Source organism: Streptomyces sp. NPDC057702 (assembly GCF_042799315.1).
GTDB lineage: Bacteria > Actinomycetota > Actinomycetes > Streptomycetales > Streptomycetaceae > Streptomyces.
Genome location: NZ_JBHVJC010000060.1, coordinates 1 through 15,357 on the forward strand (window position 1 = coordinate 1; position 15,357 = coordinate 15,357).

Consider the following 15,357-nt stretch of genomic DNA (forward strand, 5'->3'; position numbering starts at 1 on the left):
TTTAGCGGATTTCCCCCGAGCCTCATAATCGAGGCTTTCGAATCGAATTCCGGCATGCCGAAATCCATCCCGTTCAGGGGCCGTGCGGTAGTGGTTTTTTGTCGCTCAGGGTGGTGTCTGCGTGATCTTGCGATTGCGCGGACAGCGCTGCCCTTCTCAAGCGGCTCGGGCTACGTTAGGCGCCCGGCTGCCTCGCGTCAAGCTTGGTCTTCGAAGCTGACCGGTTGCGGCGCCGGGGAACGTGCGCCCGGTACGGACTGACCGTCGGGTCGTCAGCGATCCAGAAGCGCCACGGATGGGTGGCTCCCTCGCCCCCGACTCCGGTACGTGGCCCGCTCAGCACCTGGTCGGCGGGGACCGGGTCACCGTGGAGGACACCCAGCGGGGACCCGGGTCCCGCGCAGATGTCGGTGCCGTTCAGTACGCGGTCCACGCCCAGCGCCGTGGCCAGCCGGGCCGGGCCCTTGGCCAGCTCGTGATCCTTGCGGGCGGTGGTACGCCGCGGGCGGGCCAGCTCCTGGCCGCGGACGATCTCGCCGGCACGCAGCAGCACGCCGCTCGGCGTGTCCTTCTCGTCGCACACCAGGTTCAGGCAGTGCCACATGCCGTAGGTGAAGTACACGTACGCGTGCCCGGGCGGGCCGAACATCGACGCGTTGCGTTCGGTGCGACCGCGGTAGCAGTGCGAACCGGGGTCGGCGACCCCCGCGTACGCCTCCACTTCCGTCAGGCGTACCTCGATGGGCCCCCGCGGCGTCATGCGCACGAGTATGCGGCCCAGCAGGTCAGGGGCCACCTGGAGCACGGGGCGGTTGAAGAAGGAGCGGTCGAGCGGCGTACGGTCACGTTCCACAGTCACGCGCTCCGAGGGTACGGGAGTGCGCCGCGTTCCTTGGAGCGCGTGCGACGAGCTGCCAGGGTGTGTGGCGCGGAACCGGCCGACACGGTTTCGCGTGTGTACCGATCAACCGATCACTACGCATCACGACCGACACGACGAGACTCTGTCGCGTCCTGGGGAGGACAAACATGGGCTTCAAGAAGCTGCTCGCGAGTCTGGGGGCCGGTGGGGCTTCGGTGGAGACGGTGCTCACCGAGGAGAACGTCGTACCCGGTGGCGTCGTCCAGGGAGAGGTCCGCATCCAGGGCGGCTCGGCGGCGCAGCAGATCGAGGGGCTGTCCGTCGGACTCCAGGCCAGGGTCGAGGTCGAGGGCCACGACCAGGAGACCAAGCAGGACATCGAGTTCACCCAGCAGAGCCTGGGCGGGGCCTTCGAGGTGCAGCCCGGTGCTGTGCACGCGGTGCAGTTCTCGCTGGAGGTCCCCTGGGAGACGCCGGTGACGATGTTCCTGGGGCGCCACCTGACCGGCATGAACATCGGCGTGACCACGGAGCTGGCCATCGCGCGGGCCGTCGACAGCAGCGACCTCGACCCGATCAACGTGCACCCGCTTCCCGCGCAGCAGGCCATTCTCGACGCCTTCGGGAGCCTCGGCTTCAGCTTCAAGAGCGCCGACATGGAGCGCGGCCACATTCGCGGCACGCGCCAGCGGCTCCCCTTCTACCAGGAGATCGAGTTCTACGCCCCGCAGCAGTACCGGGGGCTGAACCAGGTCGAGCTGACCTTCGTCGCCGATGACCGGGCGATGGACGTCGTCCTGGAGATGGACAAGAAGCCGGGCCTGTTCACCGAGGGCAGCGACTCCTACCGTGCCTTCACCGTCGAGCTGGCCAACTACCAGAGCACCGACTGGGCGGCCTACCTCAACCAGTGGCTGGCCGACGTGGGCGGCAAGCGCAACTGGTTCTGAGCCGGGTCGGTCTCTCCCAAGACCAGCGCGCCCGCGTCCGGGTGCTTCGCGGGGCGTGCGCCGAGCTGCTCGGCGCACGCCCCGCGCGCCGTGTGCGCGCCAGGCCCCGGGCCTACTCCTCGGCGAAGGTGACCGCCAGCGGCGTACCCCGGGACGACCAGTACTCCATGGCGTCGGCCAGCACGTCGGCCGCCGTCCGGGCCACGTCCGGGGCCGTCGCCCGGAGGTGCTGCCAGCCGTTCACGTGGATCTCGTAGCCGCTGGGCCGGCCCCACCAGGACAGGTCGCGCAGGCAGTCGTCGAGGGCGTCCCAGTTGCGGCCGAACCAGGTGGGCAGGTCCAGGTCCCGGGCGCAGCGCTCGAAGAACGTCGACTCGTCGCCTGCGCCGTCGAGGTCGAGTTCCGCGCGGTGGGGACCGGTGTGGGGCGTGCCGGGCTCAGGTGCGGTCATGCGGGCCATCGTCGCAGCCCGTGGCCCGCTCGGGGCGGATGATCTCGCTAGGCTGGCCGTGATCGCACCCTCGCGAGCCGAGAGAGAGGATTCGACGTGTCCGAGCAGAGCCGGCGCCCGCTCCCCCACGACTTCCACCCCGCGGTGCCCTCGTTCGCCGTGCACAGCGACGACGTGACCCACGGCGGCGTGCTGAAGGACGCCCAGGTGTACGCCGGGGGCAACCGCTCCCCGCACCTGAGGTGGTCGGGCTTTCCCGAGGGGACCAGGAGCTTCGCCGTCACCTGCTTCGACCCGGACGCGCCCACCGGCAGCGGGTTCTGGCACTGGTCGCTCTTCGACATCCCGGCCGAGGTGTCCGAGCTGCCGGCCGGCGCGGGCAGCGAGGGCTTCCCGGGGCTGCCGGCGGGCGCGGTGCACGTACGCAACGACTACGGCACCCGGGACTTCGGGGGCGCCGCGCCGCCGCCCGGTGACGGCTCGCACCGCTACGTGTTCACCGTCTACGCCGTGGACACCGAGAAGCTGGGCCCGGACGCGGCGGCGTCGCCGGCGGTCGTCGGCTTCAACCTGCGCTTCCACACGCTGGGGCGCGCCCAGTTGATCGGCGAGTACGAGGCTCCGGCCGAGGGCTGAGCGAGGCGGATCGGGGCCGTGCCGTCATCGCGGCCCGATCGCGTGTGGGAGGGGTGGGCCCGGTCGGGTCCACCCCTCCGGTGCGTGGTGGGGCGTCGGGGTGGAGGCGCGCCCCGCGCGGGGGGCGCCCATCCGCCCGCTGGCGCGCCGGAGTTCGGGGGCGCGGGCGGAGCGCGTGATCGCCGTGGTGCACGGGATGACGCGTGAAATTGCGTTGTCCTCCCCTGCTCGCCCGGCCAGAGTTGAGCCGTGCCCGAAACGGGCGGGCCGGACGCGGGAGGTGTGGGGGATGCGCGAGACTCTGGTGCTCAACGCCAGCTTCGAGCCGCTGTCGACGGTGACGTTACGGCGTGCGGTGGTGCTGGTGCTGCAGGAGAAGGCCGTGGTCGAGCAGGCCCACCCGGATCTGCGGGTGCGGGCCGCCACGGTGGAGCTGCCGCTGCCACGGGTGATCCGGCTGAGTCGGTACGTGCGGGTGCCCTTTCGAAGACGGGCGCCGTGGTCGCGGCGCGGCGTGCTGGTCAGGGACCGGCACCGGTGCGCGTACTGCGGGCGCAGGGCGACGACCGTGGATCACGTGGTGCCACGGTCGCGTGGTGGCGGGGACACCTGGCTGAATACCGTCGCTTCGTGTGCTGAGGACAACCACCGCAAGGCGGACCGTACGCCGGAGCAGGCGGGCATGCGCCTGTTGCGCACGCCGTACGAGCCCTCGCCCTCGGACGCGCTGGTGCTGGCGCTCGGTGGTACGGGACGGGGCGTGCTGCCCGACTGGCTGCCGGTGCCCGCCTGACGGCGCCCGGCGGGCAACGGGTCGGCTGGTCGGCGCGGACAGGCGCGCCGTGAGCGCGCGCACGGGGGCGTGCGTTGACGGTGTCGCGGGACGCGGCGGCCGGTGCGGACACGCGTGGGGCCCCGACGCTCGGCGTCGGGGCCCTGCGTGGTGTCACGGGGTGGGCGAGGTCCTCGCTCGTCGCGGCCTACCGGTCTCGTGGGCCCGGTGTCAGTCGATCCTGGGCTGCTCGCGGCGCGGGGCGGGCGCGGCCTCGGTCCCGCCGCCGCCGAGGCCGTTGCCTCCGGGTGCGAAGTTGCCGAGCGCGCCGCCGAGGCCCTTGAGGGCGTCGCCGATCTCGCTGGGCACGATCCAGAGCTTGTTGGCGTCGCCCTCGGCGATCTTCGGCAGCATCTGGAGGTACTGGTAGGAGAGCAGCTTCTGGTCCGGGTCGCCGGCGTGGATGGACTCGAAGACCGTGCGGATCGCCTGTGCCTCACCCTCGGCGCGCAGCGCCGCCGCCTTGGCGTCACCTTCGGCGCGCAGGATGGAGGACTGCTTCTCGCCTTCGGCGCGAAGGATCTCGGACTGCCGGACACCCTCGGCCTGGAGGATCGCGGCGCGCTTGTCACGGTCGGCGCGCATCTGCTTTTCCATCGAGTCCTGGATGGACGTCGGCGGCTCGATGGCCTTGAGCTCGACGCGGTTGACGCGGATGCCCCACTTGCCGGTCGCCTCGTCGAGTACGCCTCGCAGCGCCGCGTTGATCTCCTCGCGGGAGGTCAGGGTCCGCTCCAGGTCCATGCCGCCGATGATGTTGCGCAGCGTGGTGACGGTGAGCTGCTCGATGGCCTGGATGTAGCTGGCGACCTCGTAGGTGGCGGCGCGGGCGTCGGTGACCTGGTAGTAGATGACCGTGTCGATGTTGACTACCAGGTTGTCCTGGGTGATCACCGGCTGCGGCGGGAAGGGGACCACCTGTTCCCGCAGGTCGACCCGGTTGCGTACGGAGTCGATGAAGGGGACGACGATGTTGAGGCCGGCGTTCAGGGTGCGCGTGTAGCGACCGAAGCGCTCGACGATGGCCGCGCTGGCCTGTGGGATGACTTGGATCGTCTTGATCAGGGCGATGAACACGAGCACCACCAGGATGATCAGGACGATGATGATCGGTTCCACAGCGGCTCCCCGTGCCCTTCGGTTGTCGGTCGATCTTGGATAGGTGAGTCTGTCAGATCAGCGCACCGCCGCGCAGCCCGGACGCCTTTCTTGGGGCGGCGCCCTCACGGACGGCTCACATCACGACGGCGGTCGCTCCGTCGATCTCCACCACGTCGACCTGCTGACCCGGCTCGTACGCCTGGTCCGTGTCGAAGGAGCGGGCGGACCAGATCTCACCCGCGAGCTTGATGCGTCCCCCGCCGCCGTCCACCCGCTCCAGCACGACGGCCTGGCGGCCTTTCAGCGCCTCGATACCGCTGGCCAGGGCGGGGCGCCCGGCGCGGTTGCGCGCGGCGATGGGGCGTACGACGGCGACCAGGGCGACCGATACGACGACGAAGACGACGACTTGGAGCACGATGCCACCACCGAGCGCGGCGGTGATCGCGCCGGCGACGGCGCCCACGGCGAACATCCCGAACTCGGGCATCGCCGTCAGTACGAGAGGAATTCCCAGCCCGACGGCGGCGATCAGCCACCACACCCATGCGTCCACGTGGTTCATGGTAGTTCTCGACCTACGGCGAGGACAGGGGACCGCTCAGTCCGCGCCATCGCGCGGCGTTCGGTGCCGTACGCGCGTGGGTGGTGCGGCGGGCTACGTCAGGGGCAGGCCGTGCGCGGTCCAGCGCTCGCCGCGGCGCTCCACCACCAGGGGGAGGCCGAAGCAGTGGGAGAGGTTGCGGGAGTTGAGCTCGCTCTCCACGGGGCCGGCGGCCAGCACCTCGCCCTGGCGGATCATCAGGACGTGGGTGAAGCCGGGGGCGATCTCCTCGACATGGTGCGTGACCATGATCATGGAGGGCGCGTAGGGGTCGCGGGCCAGGCGGCCCAGGCGGCGTACGAGGTCCTCGCGCCCGCCGAGGTCGAGGCCGGCGGCGGGCTCGTCCAGGAGCAGGAGTTCGGGGTCGGTCATCATGGCGCGGGCGATCAGGGTGCGCTTGCGCTCGCCCTCGGAGAGGGTGCCGAACTTGCGGTCGAGGAACTCGCTCATGCCGAGGCGGTCGAGGAACGCGCGGGCGCGGTCCTCGTCCACGGCCTCGTAGCTCTCCTGCCAGCTGGCGGTCATGCCGTAGGCGGCGGTGAGCACCGTCTGGAGCACGGTCTGGCTGCGGGGCAGCTTGTCGGCGACGCCGATGCCCGCCATGCCGATGCGCGGGCGGAGCTCGAACACGTCGACCCCGCCGAGCTTCTCGCCGAGGATCTGCACCGTCCCGGTGCTGGGGAAGAGGTAGCTGGAGGCGATGTTGAGCAGGGTGGTCTTGCCGGCGCCGTTGGGGCCGAGGATCACCCAGCGTTCTCCCTCGGCGACCGACCACGAGACGTGGTCCACCAGAGCCCGGCCGTCGCGGACCACGGATACGTCCACCAGCTCCAGAACATCGCTCATGAGCGCGTTGTCTCCCCTTGCAGTCTCGATCATGTCGCGTGTGCCGGTGGGCACAGCTCCCAGACAAAACCTACGCCACCCGTTGTCGGTGCCAGTCCTTAGGCTGGTGGCATGCTCGATGAACCTCGCTCAGGACGCCTGGCCGCATGGGGAAACGCCCTTCTTGCCGGGCTTGTCTCGCCTGATGACGCGGCGCACCGTATCGCCGGTACGGACGCGTCACACCGGGTCGTGGACCTGCCGGAGAGATCGGCCCCGGCGGGCGCGGCACCGGACCCCGCGCCGGTGGGTCTGACGCTGGCGATAGGGCGCCTGCGGGCGCTGGGGGCCACCGGCCTGTGCGTGGCCCTGCCGGTGGCGGGGCACCCGCTCGGGCTGAGCGGGCCGCCGGAGTTCAACGCGCGGGCGCTGGAGGCCGGCGAGGCGGTCATCGCGGTGGGCGTGGGCGTCGGACTGGTGCCCGAGGTCCGTCGGGCCGGCCCGACGGACCTCGGGCCGGAGGGTGCGCCCGTCTCGGCGAGCGACGCGCATACGGAGGTGCTGTGGCACTGCCGGCCGGTCCGCGAGGCGCCGCCCGCCGACGTGCCCTCGCTGGGCGAGGCGGAGCGGGAGCTCGCGGAGGCGCTGCGGGAGGCGACGGAGGTGCTGGCCCGGCTGAACGTGGCGGGGTCGGGCCCGGTCGCGGCGGCGGCCCTGGAGGCGTACCGGGCCCGTGCCGAGCGCGGGCGGGAGGTGCTGGCTCCGGGCTATCCGCCGCGCGCGGTCCGCGTCCTCGAGCTGGCGCAGCGGGTGGGGGCCCTGGTGGACATCGCGCACGGACCGGAGCACGGCGGCGCGGTCAGCGCGTCCGAGATCGCGGCGCGGTCGGCGGCGCTGCGCCCGGTGGAGCGCACGGCGCGGCGGGCTCAGGTGGCGGCGTACAACGCGTACGTGGAGCAGCGGCTACGCCAGTCGTAGCGCCGCGCCCGCGCGGGCGACACGGGCGCCCGCGTGGGCCTGGCGGGTGGCTGCGGCGGAGGCGGTGGGTCCCGTGTGGCGGACGCGGTCTGGTGGCGCCGAGGGGGGCGCCCGCGGGGCGGGCAGGGAAAGGCCCCGCGAACCGGGTGGGTGCGCGGGGCCTCGCTCAGCTCACGTGGAGCTCCGCTCAGGCGTTGATGCAGGTGTTGCCGGCGGAGGGGTTCAGCAGGCCAACAACGTTGATCGTGTTGCCGCAGACGTTGACCGGGACGTGCACCGGGACCTGGATCTGGTTGCCGGAGATGACGCCGGGCGAGCCCGCGGCGGTGCCCTGGGCGCCGCTGTCGGCGAACGCGGCACCGGCCGAAGCTCCGGCGGCTACCCCGGCGGCAGCGATGACCAGGGCGGCCTTCTTGGCAGTGTTCATGGGAAGTCTTCCTCCTGCTGGATGTCTCGCGGCCCCAGCCGCGGGGTCGCACGTTGACAACGCTCGGAGTGCCGTCATGACACGGGTGGCCGGCGCCTTTGCCCACGATCGGCGCAATCCCACGTCCGGCCGAAACCTCCAGGTCGCCCCGGAGAGTCGGCCGCGCGGGGCGGAGCCCCGGGGGGCCACGTGGGCGACGGCGCGCGGCGGGGGTGACGGCACGGAACGGGGCGCCGCGCGAGAGGGCGGGGTCGGGCGGCGGAACGCGGACCGGCCCCGCGGTGGTGACCGCGGGGCCGGTGGGGCTCGTGACGAGCGTCACGAGGGCGCGGCGCGCGCCGGCGATCACCTGGGCGGGGAGACCGCACTCGGGGCGGGGAGCCCGCCGCGCCGCGCCCCTCGATCAGAGGTTGGTGCAGACGTTCCCGAAGACGGGGTTGAGGACCCCGACGACGTTCACCGAGTTGCCGCAGGCGTTGACCGGGACGTGCACCGGGACCTGGATCTGGTTGCCGGAACCGACGCCCGGCGAACCGGTGGCCGCGCCCCGCGCCGCGGAGTCCGCCGACGCGACGCCCGCCCCGGCGGCGGCGAGCCCACCGATCATGATCGAGACGGCGGCGGCCTTCTTGATGTTCTTCACTGCTGAACCCTTCTCGGCTTTCACCACGGCGAGCCGCCGCGGCGTGCACTGGAGAACGGTCAACCGCCGAATGGGTTGCGCTTCTCGGCCGTCGATCACACGACCGTATGAAAATCTCAGTCGCCCACCCCGTGGCGGACGGCCCACAGGGCGGCCTGCGTGCGGTCGGCGAGGTCGAGCTTCATCAGGATGTTCGAGACGTGGGTCTTCACGGTCTTCTCCGAGAGCACCAGGGCCCGGGCGATCTCCCGGTTGGAGCGGCCGTCCGCGATCAGGGCCAGCACCTCGCGCTCGCGCTCGGTGAGCGAGCCCCCACGGCCCTGGCCGCCGTTCGCCTCCTCCTGCGAGAGCAGCGCGCCGGCCACCTCGGGCTGGAGCAGCACGTGCCCCGCGTACACGGAGCGGATGGCGCCGGCGAGGGCGTCGGGGTCCACGTCCTTGTACACGTAGCCGGCGGCGCCGGCGCGCAGGGCCGGGACGACCGTGCGCTGCTCGGTGAAGCTGGTGACGACCAGCACACGGGCCGGGTTCGCCAGCTCCCGGAGCTTGCGCAGGGCCTCGATGCCGTCGGTGCCCGGCATCTTGACGTCCATCAGGACGACGTCGGGGCGCAGCTCCTCGGCACGGGCGACGCCCTCGGCGCCGTCGGATGCCTCGCCGACCACCTCGATGTCCTCCTGCACCTCAAGGAAGGTGCGCAGTCCACGGCGTACGACCTGGTGGTCGTCGACGAGCAGCACCGAGATGCGCTGCCGGTCGGGGCGCGAGGGGCGGGCCGCCCCGGTCCGCTGCGTGCTCTCCGGCTCAGCCACCGGGCACCTCCATTTCGATCAGGGTGCCCTTGCCGGGCGTGGATTCCACGGTCAGCGCGCCGCCGACGGCCGCCGCCCGGTCGCGCATGGAGACCAGTCCCAGGTGACGGCCGGCGCGACGGACGGCCGACGGGTCGAAGCCCTGCCCGTCGTCGCGTACGGACAGCAGGGCGCCGGTGCTCCCGTGGCGCGCGAGGCGGACCTCGACGTGGGAGGCCCCGGCGTGCCGGAGCGCGTTGTGCAGGGCCTCCTGGGTGACCCGTAGCAGCGCCTCCTCCTGGGCGGAGGGCAGTGCGCGCACCCCGTGGGAGGCGAAGGTGACCTGGGTGCTCTGGGCGCGGTCGAGGACGCGGACCTGGTTACGCAGGGTGGCCACGAGGCCGTCCTCGTCCAGCGCGGCCGGGCGGAGCTCGACCACCGCGGCGCGCAGTTCGTCGGCGGCCTCCGCGGCCAGCGCTGTGACCTGCTGCAACTCGCTCCTGGCGCGATCCGGGTCGCGGTGTACGAGGGCGGTGGCGGCCTGGGCGGTCAGGCGGAGCGAGAACAGTTTCTGGGCGACGGCGTCGTGCAGCTCGTGTGCGAGGCGGGCGCGCTCGCTGGCGATGGTCAGCTCGCGGCTGCGTTCGTAGAGCCGGGCGTTGGTGAGGGCGATGGCGGCGTGCTGGGCGAGGGTGCCCAGGAGTTCCTCGTCGGCGGCGGTGAAGCCGCAGCCGCCGGTCGGCTTGGCGCACTGCTTGTTGGCGAGGAAGAGGGCGCCCAGGACCTCGTCGCCGTCGGCGATGGGCAGGCCGAGGAAGTCCGACATCTCCGGGTGGGCGTCGGGCCAGCCCTCGAACCGGGGGTCGGTACGGACGTCGGCCAGGCGTTGCGGCGTCGCGTCCCGGAGCATGGCGGCGAGGATGCCGTGCTGGCGCGGTAGCGGGCCGATGGCCTTCCACTGCTTCTCGCTGACGCCGTCCACCACGAACTGGGCGAAGCCGCCGTGGTCGTCGGGCACGCCGAGCGCCGCGTACCTGGCGCCCAGCAGTTCGCGGGCGGAGACGACGATCGTCTTGAGGACGTCGCGGACCTCCAACTGCCGGTTCATGGCGAGCAGCGCGGTGCTCACGGCCGCCAGGCCGGTTCCGGGGCCGGGTCCCGGTCCTTTGGTCATGGCTTCACCGTACCGGCGTGATCAGGGGGGCGTATCGGCCTGGCGGCGGCCGGGGGTTAGGCCCCGGGACCTAGGCCGCGCGGCCCTCACCCCCGGGCCGGCCGCCGGGGCGGGGTCGTATCCGCGACCGTGGCGAGTGGCGGGTGGCGGGTGTGATGGAGGGGGTTCGACGGGTGTAGGGAGGGGGTTGAGGCGGGGAATTCTCGTATCCGGCCCGCATTCTGGTCGGGGCACGGTCAAACTCGGCGTATGTCTGTACCTACGCGGAACTGGACCCCCACCCACGGCGATCCCTATCAGCCGGTCCCCTATCGCCCAGCGCGGATGGAACCGGCCACGTCCCTGGAGCGCGCCGCCGACCTGCGGCGCCAGATGGATGAGCGCAGGACCGTACGACAGTTCTCCACCGACCCGGTGCCCGAGCAGGTGGTGCGCGACGCCATCGCCTGCGCGGCGACCGCGCCGTCCGGGGCACACCAGCAGCCCTGGACGTTCGTGCTGGTCAAGGACCCGGATGTGCGGCGCGCCATCCGGGAGGCGGCGGAAGAGGAGGAGCGCCGCTCCTACCAGGGGCGGCTCGGTGAGGAGTGGCTCGCGGCGCTGCGCCCCCTGGGCACGGACGAGGTCAAGCCGCACCTGACCGACGCGCCGCACCTCATCGTCGTCTTCGAGCAGCGCTACTGGCTGGGCGAGGACGGCACCAAGCGCAAGCACTACTACGTGGACGAGTCGGTGGGCATAGCGGTGGGCATGCTGCTGTCCGCCCTGCACCTGGCGGGGCTGGCCGCGCTGATCCACACGCCGAGCCCCATGCGGTTCCTGTCGCAGGTGCTGGGGCGGCCGGAGAACGAGAAGGCGTTCGCCGTCATCCCGGTCGGCTACCCGGCCGATGACTGCGCGGTCCCCGATCTGGTGCGCAAGTCGCTGTCGCAGGTGATGGTCGAGATCTAGGCCGCACGTTCGGTGCGCGAGCGCTCACACCGGGCGACCCGCAGGGGGGTCCGGTGTGAGCCCGCGCATAGGACACACGTCACCTACGAATGGGATTAGTGGAATTCCCAGTGGGCGACAGCGGGAAAATAGTGGCGATCGAGCGGGAGTGATAACCCCCCATTGCCACGAAGCCGGATAGTACGTCACACCTTTGCCAGGGGATTTTTCTACCGCTAACAATTGCCGAGTCGCACGGCGCCGTCATCAGACGCGGCGCTCTTCTTTTGCGCCGACGCCACGGCGACTGCGACTCCCGCGATTGGAAGAGGTTTACTCCGCATGCTCGTCCCCAGCATTCGTGGTTATCACCGCCTGCCCAAGGCCCACAAGCTTTCCGCTGTCGGCATCGCCGCCACCGGTGTCGTGGCCATCGCCTTCGCCGCCGTCCCCAGCGATGCGCACGCGGAGTCGAACCGGGCCTCCTCCGTGCAGCCCCTCTCCGTGAACCAGGCCGCCTTCGGTGGCAAGGCGCTGCCCTCCGGCCTGCCGCCGCAGGCGGAGTCCAGCCTGCCGCGCACCGCCGCCGTGGAGGCCCTGCACAAGGCCGCCGAGAACGAGAAGAAGGCCGCCGCCGACGCGCAGCGCTCGCGCCAGTCCCAGGCCGCCGCCGACCTGCACGCGGCCAAGGAGGGCGACGCCGCCCAGCGCGCGGCCAAGGAGCGCACCGTGCGCAGCGCGGCCAAGGAGCGCACGGGCAAGACGGCCAGCCGTTCGGCGCCCCGTAAGGCGGTTCCGGTCACCTACGCGAACAACCTCGACGGCTGGATCAAGGAATCGCTGGCCATCCTCAAGAAGAACGGTATTCCGGGCAGCTACGAGGGTATTCACCGCAACATCATGCGGGAGTCCAGTGGTAACCCGCGGGCCATCAACGACTGGGACGTCAACGCCGTTGCCGGTGTTCCGTCCAAGGGCCTGCTCCAGGTGATCCCGCCGACCTTCAAGGCGTTCCACGTCGAGGGCACGTCCTGGGACATCTACGACCCGGTCGCCAACATCACGGCCGCGTGCAACTACGCGGCGCAGAAGTACGGGACCATGGACAACGTCGACTCGGCGTACTGATTCGACCCGGCGTACCGACGCGCGCGGCCGGCCCCCACCGGCCCGGCGCCACGGGCCCACCGCTCGGGTCCGCGCGTACGCCACCCGTTCCACACGTCGCGGGGCGGCACCCTTCCCGGGTGCCGCCCCGCGGCGCGTGTGCCCCCGTCTCGGAGGGCGGGCCGGTTACTTGCGCATGACCTCCGGCTCGTGCCGGCGCAGCAGGCGGGCGACGGCGAAGCCGCAGGCGACGCCCAGTGCGATCAGGGCGAGCATGTCGATGCTCCACTGGCCCACCGAGTGCTCCCACAGCGGGTCGAGGTCGTCGGGCTGCTTGCGGTCCCAGGGCGCCATGACGTGCGCGAGGTCGAGCGTGGCGCCCGAGGCGCCGATGGCCCAGCGCGAGGGCATCAGATACGCGAACTGCTCGATGCCCAACGAGCCGAAGATCTTGAACAGCACGCCGGTGAAGACCACCTGCACGATCGCGAACATCACGAGCAGCGGCATGGTCTTCTCCGCCGTCTTCACCAGCGAGGAGATGACCAGACCGAACATCATCGAGGTGAAGCCGAGGGCGATGATCACCAGGCACAGCTCGGCGGCGGGCGGCATGATCAGGCCCTCCTCCGGCAGGTCACGCGTGGAGAAGCCGATCGCGCAGATGATCACGCCCTGGAGCGCGGTGATCAGGCCCAGCACGATGACCTTGGACATGAGGTAGGCGGACCGGGAGAGGCCGACGGCCCGTTCCCGTTCGTAGATGACCCGTTCCTTGATCAGTTCTCGTACGGAGTTGGCGGCGCCGGAGAAGCACATGCCGACCGCGAGGATCAGCATGATCGTGCCCGCGTCCTGGTTGTGCTGCCCCTTCGGGCCGGCGACCAGGCCGTAGTCGGAGGGGATGACCACGCTGACCGCGCCGAGCACCGCCGGCAGGATGATCATGAGGCCGATGAACCCGCGGTCGGAGGCGATCACCGAGGAGTAGCGCCGCATCAGGGTCCACAGCTGGGAGGCCCAGCTCTGGGGCTTTTGCATGCGGGCCGGCGGCGGCTGGACGTGGACGGTCTGCGGGGCCACGGCGTCGATGTCGGCCGCGTACGCCTGGTAGTGCTGCGAGCCGCGCCAGCGGCCGGCCCAGTCGTAGTCGCGGTAGTTCTCGAAGGCGGAGAAGACGTCGGCCCAGGTCTCGTAGCCGAAGAAGTTGAGCGCCTCCGCCGGCGGGCCGAAGTAGGCGACGGACCCGCCGGGGGCCATGACCAGGAGCTTGTCGCAGAGTGCGAGCTCGGCCACCGAGTGGGTGACGACCAGGACCGTACGACCGTCGTCGGCCAGTCCGCGCAGCAACTGCATCACGTCGCGGTCCATGCCCGGGTCCAGGCCCGAGGTCGGCTCGTCGAGGAAGATCAACGACGGCTTGGTGAGCAGTTCGAGGGCGACCGAGACACGCTTGCGCTGACCGCCGGAGAGGGAGGTGACGCGCTTGTCGGCGTGGATGTCGAGCTTGAGCTCGCGCAGCACCTCGCCGATCCGGGCCTCGCGCTCGGCCTCGGCGGTGTCGCCGGGGAAGCGGAGCTTGGCCGCGTAGCGCAGGGCCTTCTTAACCGTCAGCTCCTTGTGCAGGATGTCGTCCTGCGGCACGAGGCCGATGCGCTGCCGCAGCTCGGCGAACTGCTTGTACAGGTTCCGGTTGTCGTAGAGGACGTCGCCCTGGTTGGCCGGGCGGTAGCCGGTGAGCGCGCGCAGCAGCGTGGACTTGCCGGAGCCGGACGGGCCGATGACGGCGACCAGCGACTTCTCGGGGACGCCGAAGGTGACGTCCTTGAGGATCTGCTTGCCGCCGTCGACCGTCACGGTCAGGTGGCGGGCCGAGAAGGACACCTCGCCGGTGTCGACGAACTCCTCCAGGCGGTCACCGACCAGCCGGAAGGCGGAGTGACCGACACCCACGATGTCGCTGGGGCCGATGACCTGGCGGCGGACCGGCTGGCCGTTGACGTAGGTGCCGTTGTGGCTGCCGAGGTCGACGATCTCGAACCGGCCGTCGGACATGGCCCGGAACTCGGCGTGGTGCCGGGAGACCTGGAGGTCGGAGACGACGAGTTCGTTCTCCAGGGCACGACCGATGCGCATCACGCGGCCGACGGCGATCTGGTGGAACGTGGTCGGGCTGCGGTCCCCGTGCCCCGCGACGCCGCCCACGCCCGGCGCGCGCTGGTCAGGGAAGCCGGGCACCGCTTGCTGCTGGTGCCGCGGTGCGGGCTGCGCCTGGTGCTGCGGTGCCGGCTGGTGGTGCTGCGGCTGGTGGTGCTGCGGCTGCGCCTGGGGTGCCTGCTGCTGCCCGTGGAACTGCTGGGGCTGGGGCGCCTGCTGGTGGGCGGCGTGCTGCGGTGGGGCGGCGTGCTGCTGCGGAGCCGGCTGCTGGGGCCAGCCGGGCTGCTGCTGTCCCGTGGGCTGCCAGCCCGCCGCCCCCTGGTGCGGGGCGGCCATGGCGTTGTGCGCGGCGTACCCGTCGGCTGCCGGACGGGCGTCGGGACCGGCCGCGGCGGGTGTGCCGGTGAAGTTCAACCGTGGCCCGTCGGAGGCGTTCCCGAGGTGGATGGTGGTGCCCGGGGCTATCTCCAGGTGCTGGACGCGCTGGCCCTGCGCGTAGGTGCCGTTGGTGCTGCCGTGGTCCTCGATGACCCAGCCGTGCCCGCCCCAGCGCACGGTGGCGTGCCGCCACGAGACCCGGGCGTCCTCCAACACCAAGTCGCCTTGCGGATCGCGCCCGAGGCTATACGACCTGGACGGGTCCAGCGTCCAGGTCTGTCCATTCAATTCCAGTACGACTTCCGGCACTCCATGCCCCAATTACTTGTCCCCCGAGTTACCCCCTGCGGCAGGGAGTCTAGGGATGGCGAACATCGTGAGGAACTATTTCAGGCTCGGTCCCCCAACGGAAAGTCGGGCCTTGCCACGGCCCTGTAACGGGTGACGCCCAGTGCGGAGAAAGACGCCCGGAGAGCAATAAGCGCCCACGGATGCGTACGGACCATACGTA

The 15,357-nt window shown here is 71.4% G+C and carries 16 protein-coding genes; 6 read left to right on the top strand and 10 right to left on the bottom strand.

Going from position 1 to position 15,357, the window contains the following annotated elements; all coding sequences use genetic code 11:
* Positions 1-175: 175 nt before the first annotated feature.
* Entirely contained in the window at positions 176-859 is a 684-nt protein-coding gene (locus ACFVFR_RS30495; RefSeq protein WP_383707617.1) for a DNA-3-methyladenine glycosylase, read from the bottom strand.
* Positions 860-1,029: 170 nt separating this feature from the next.
* Here ACFVFR_RS30495 and ACFVFR_RS30500 point away from each other — a divergent pair, with 170 nt between their 5' ends.
* Positions 1,030-1,812 (top strand): sporulation protein, encoded by a 783-nt coding sequence (locus ACFVFR_RS30500; RefSeq protein WP_383707618.1) that lies wholly within the window; start codon positions 1,030-1,032, stop codon positions 1,810-1,812.
* Between the two features lie 112 nt (positions 1,813-1,924).
* Here the strand turns inward: ACFVFR_RS30500 and ACFVFR_RS30505 are convergent, their stop codons facing one another.
* Positions 1,925-2,263: a barstar family protein gene (locus tag ACFVFR_RS30505; RefSeq protein ID WP_383707620.1), complete on the bottom strand. Its 339-nt coding sequence runs from the start codon at positions 2,261-2,263 to the stop codon at positions 1,925-1,927.
* Positions 2,264-2,359: 96 nt separating this feature from the next.
* On the opposite strand from ACFVFR_RS30505, the gene ACFVFR_RS30510 reads away from it, so the two are divergent.
* Both ACFVFR_RS30510 and ACFVFR_RS30515 read left to right on the top strand, forming a co-directional pair.
* On the top strand, positions 2,360-2,899 hold the full coding sequence (locus tag ACFVFR_RS30510; protein WP_383707622.1) for a YbhB/YbcL family Raf kinase inhibitor-like protein: 540 nt from the start codon (positions 2,360-2,362) through the stop codon (positions 2,897-2,899).
* Positions 2,900-3,188: 289 nt separating this feature from the next.
* Positions 3,189-3,692 carry an HNH endonuclease gene (locus ACFVFR_RS30515; RefSeq protein ID WP_383707624.1) on the top strand — a complete coding sequence of 168 codons (504 nt, stop codon included), beginning with the start codon at positions 3,189-3,191 and terminating at the stop codon, positions 3,690-3,692.
* Between the two features lie 210 nt (positions 3,693-3,902).
* Here the strand turns inward: ACFVFR_RS30515 and ACFVFR_RS30520 are convergent, their stop codons facing one another.
* The 3 genes from ACFVFR_RS30520 to ACFVFR_RS30530 form a co-directional block, all read right to left on the bottom strand.
* Positions 3,903-4,850 carry an SPFH domain-containing protein gene (locus ACFVFR_RS30520; protein ID WP_383707626.1) on the bottom strand — a complete coding sequence of 316 codons (948 nt, stop codon included), beginning with the start codon at positions 4,848-4,850 and terminating at the stop codon, positions 3,903-3,905.
* 115 nt (positions 4,851-4,965) lie between these two features.
* Complete coding sequence (locus ACFVFR_RS30525; protein WP_383707628.1) at positions 4,966-5,397, bottom strand: NfeD family protein; 432 nt, start codon at positions 5,395-5,397, stop codon at positions 4,966-4,968.
* Between the two features lie 93 nt (positions 5,398-5,490).
* Positions 5,491-6,282 carry an ABC transporter ATP-binding protein gene (locus tag ACFVFR_RS30530; RefSeq protein WP_383707630.1) on the bottom strand — a complete coding sequence of 264 codons (792 nt, stop codon included), beginning with the start codon at positions 6,280-6,282 and terminating at the stop codon, positions 5,491-5,493.
* Between the two features lie 111 nt (positions 6,283-6,393).
* On the opposite strand from ACFVFR_RS30530, the gene ACFVFR_RS30535 reads away from it, so the two are divergent.
* Positions 6,394-7,239 carry a hypothetical protein gene (locus tag ACFVFR_RS30535; RefSeq protein ID WP_383707632.1) on the top strand — a complete coding sequence of 282 codons (846 nt, stop codon included), beginning with the start codon at positions 6,394-6,396 and terminating at the stop codon, positions 7,237-7,239.
* 187 nt (positions 7,240-7,426) lie between these two features.
* Here ACFVFR_RS30535 and ACFVFR_RS30540 read toward each other — a convergent pair whose 3' ends face one another.
* The 4 genes from ACFVFR_RS30540 to ACFVFR_RS30555 form a co-directional block, all read right to left on the bottom strand.
* Positions 7,427-7,666, bottom strand: coding sequence for a chaplin (locus ACFVFR_RS30540; protein WP_383707634.1), 240 nt, complete (start codon positions 7,664-7,666; stop codon positions 7,427-7,429).
* A 403-nt stretch (positions 7,667-8,069) separates the two neighbouring features.
* Positions 8,070-8,309 carry a chaplin gene (locus ACFVFR_RS30545; protein ID WP_383707636.1) on the bottom strand — a complete coding sequence of 80 codons (240 nt, stop codon included), beginning with the start codon at positions 8,307-8,309 and terminating at the stop codon, positions 8,070-8,072.
* Positions 8,310-8,425: 116 nt separating this feature from the next.
* Entirely contained in the window at positions 8,426-9,055 is a 630-nt protein-coding gene (locus tag ACFVFR_RS30550) for a response regulator (protein ID WP_383707678.1), read from the bottom strand.
* Between the two features lie 58 nt (positions 9,056-9,113).
* Positions 9,114-10,274: a GAF domain-containing sensor histidine kinase gene (locus ACFVFR_RS30555; RefSeq protein ID WP_383707638.1), complete on the bottom strand. Its 1,161-nt coding sequence runs from the start codon at positions 10,272-10,274 to the stop codon at positions 9,114-9,116.
* A gap of 249 nt (positions 10,275-10,523) precedes the next feature.
* On the opposite strand from ACFVFR_RS30555, the gene ACFVFR_RS30560 reads away from it, so the two are divergent.
* Complete coding sequence (locus ACFVFR_RS30560) at positions 10,524-11,225, top strand: nitroreductase family protein (RefSeq protein WP_383707640.1); 702 nt, start codon at positions 10,524-10,526, stop codon at positions 11,223-11,225.
* A gap of 321 nt (positions 11,226-11,546) precedes the next feature.
* Positions 11,547-12,332, top strand: coding sequence for a transglycosylase SLT domain-containing protein (locus ACFVFR_RS30565; RefSeq protein ID WP_383707642.1), 786 nt, complete (start codon positions 11,547-11,549; stop codon positions 12,330-12,332).
* Positions 12,333-12,497: 165 nt separating this feature from the next.
* Here ACFVFR_RS30565 and ACFVFR_RS30570 read toward each other — a convergent pair whose 3' ends face one another.
* Positions 12,498-15,167, bottom strand: a complete 2,670-nt coding sequence (locus tag ACFVFR_RS30570; protein ID WP_383707644.1) for an FHA domain-containing protein — start codon at positions 15,165-15,167, stop codon at positions 12,498-12,500.
* Between the last annotated feature and the right edge of the window lie 190 nt (positions 15,168-15,357).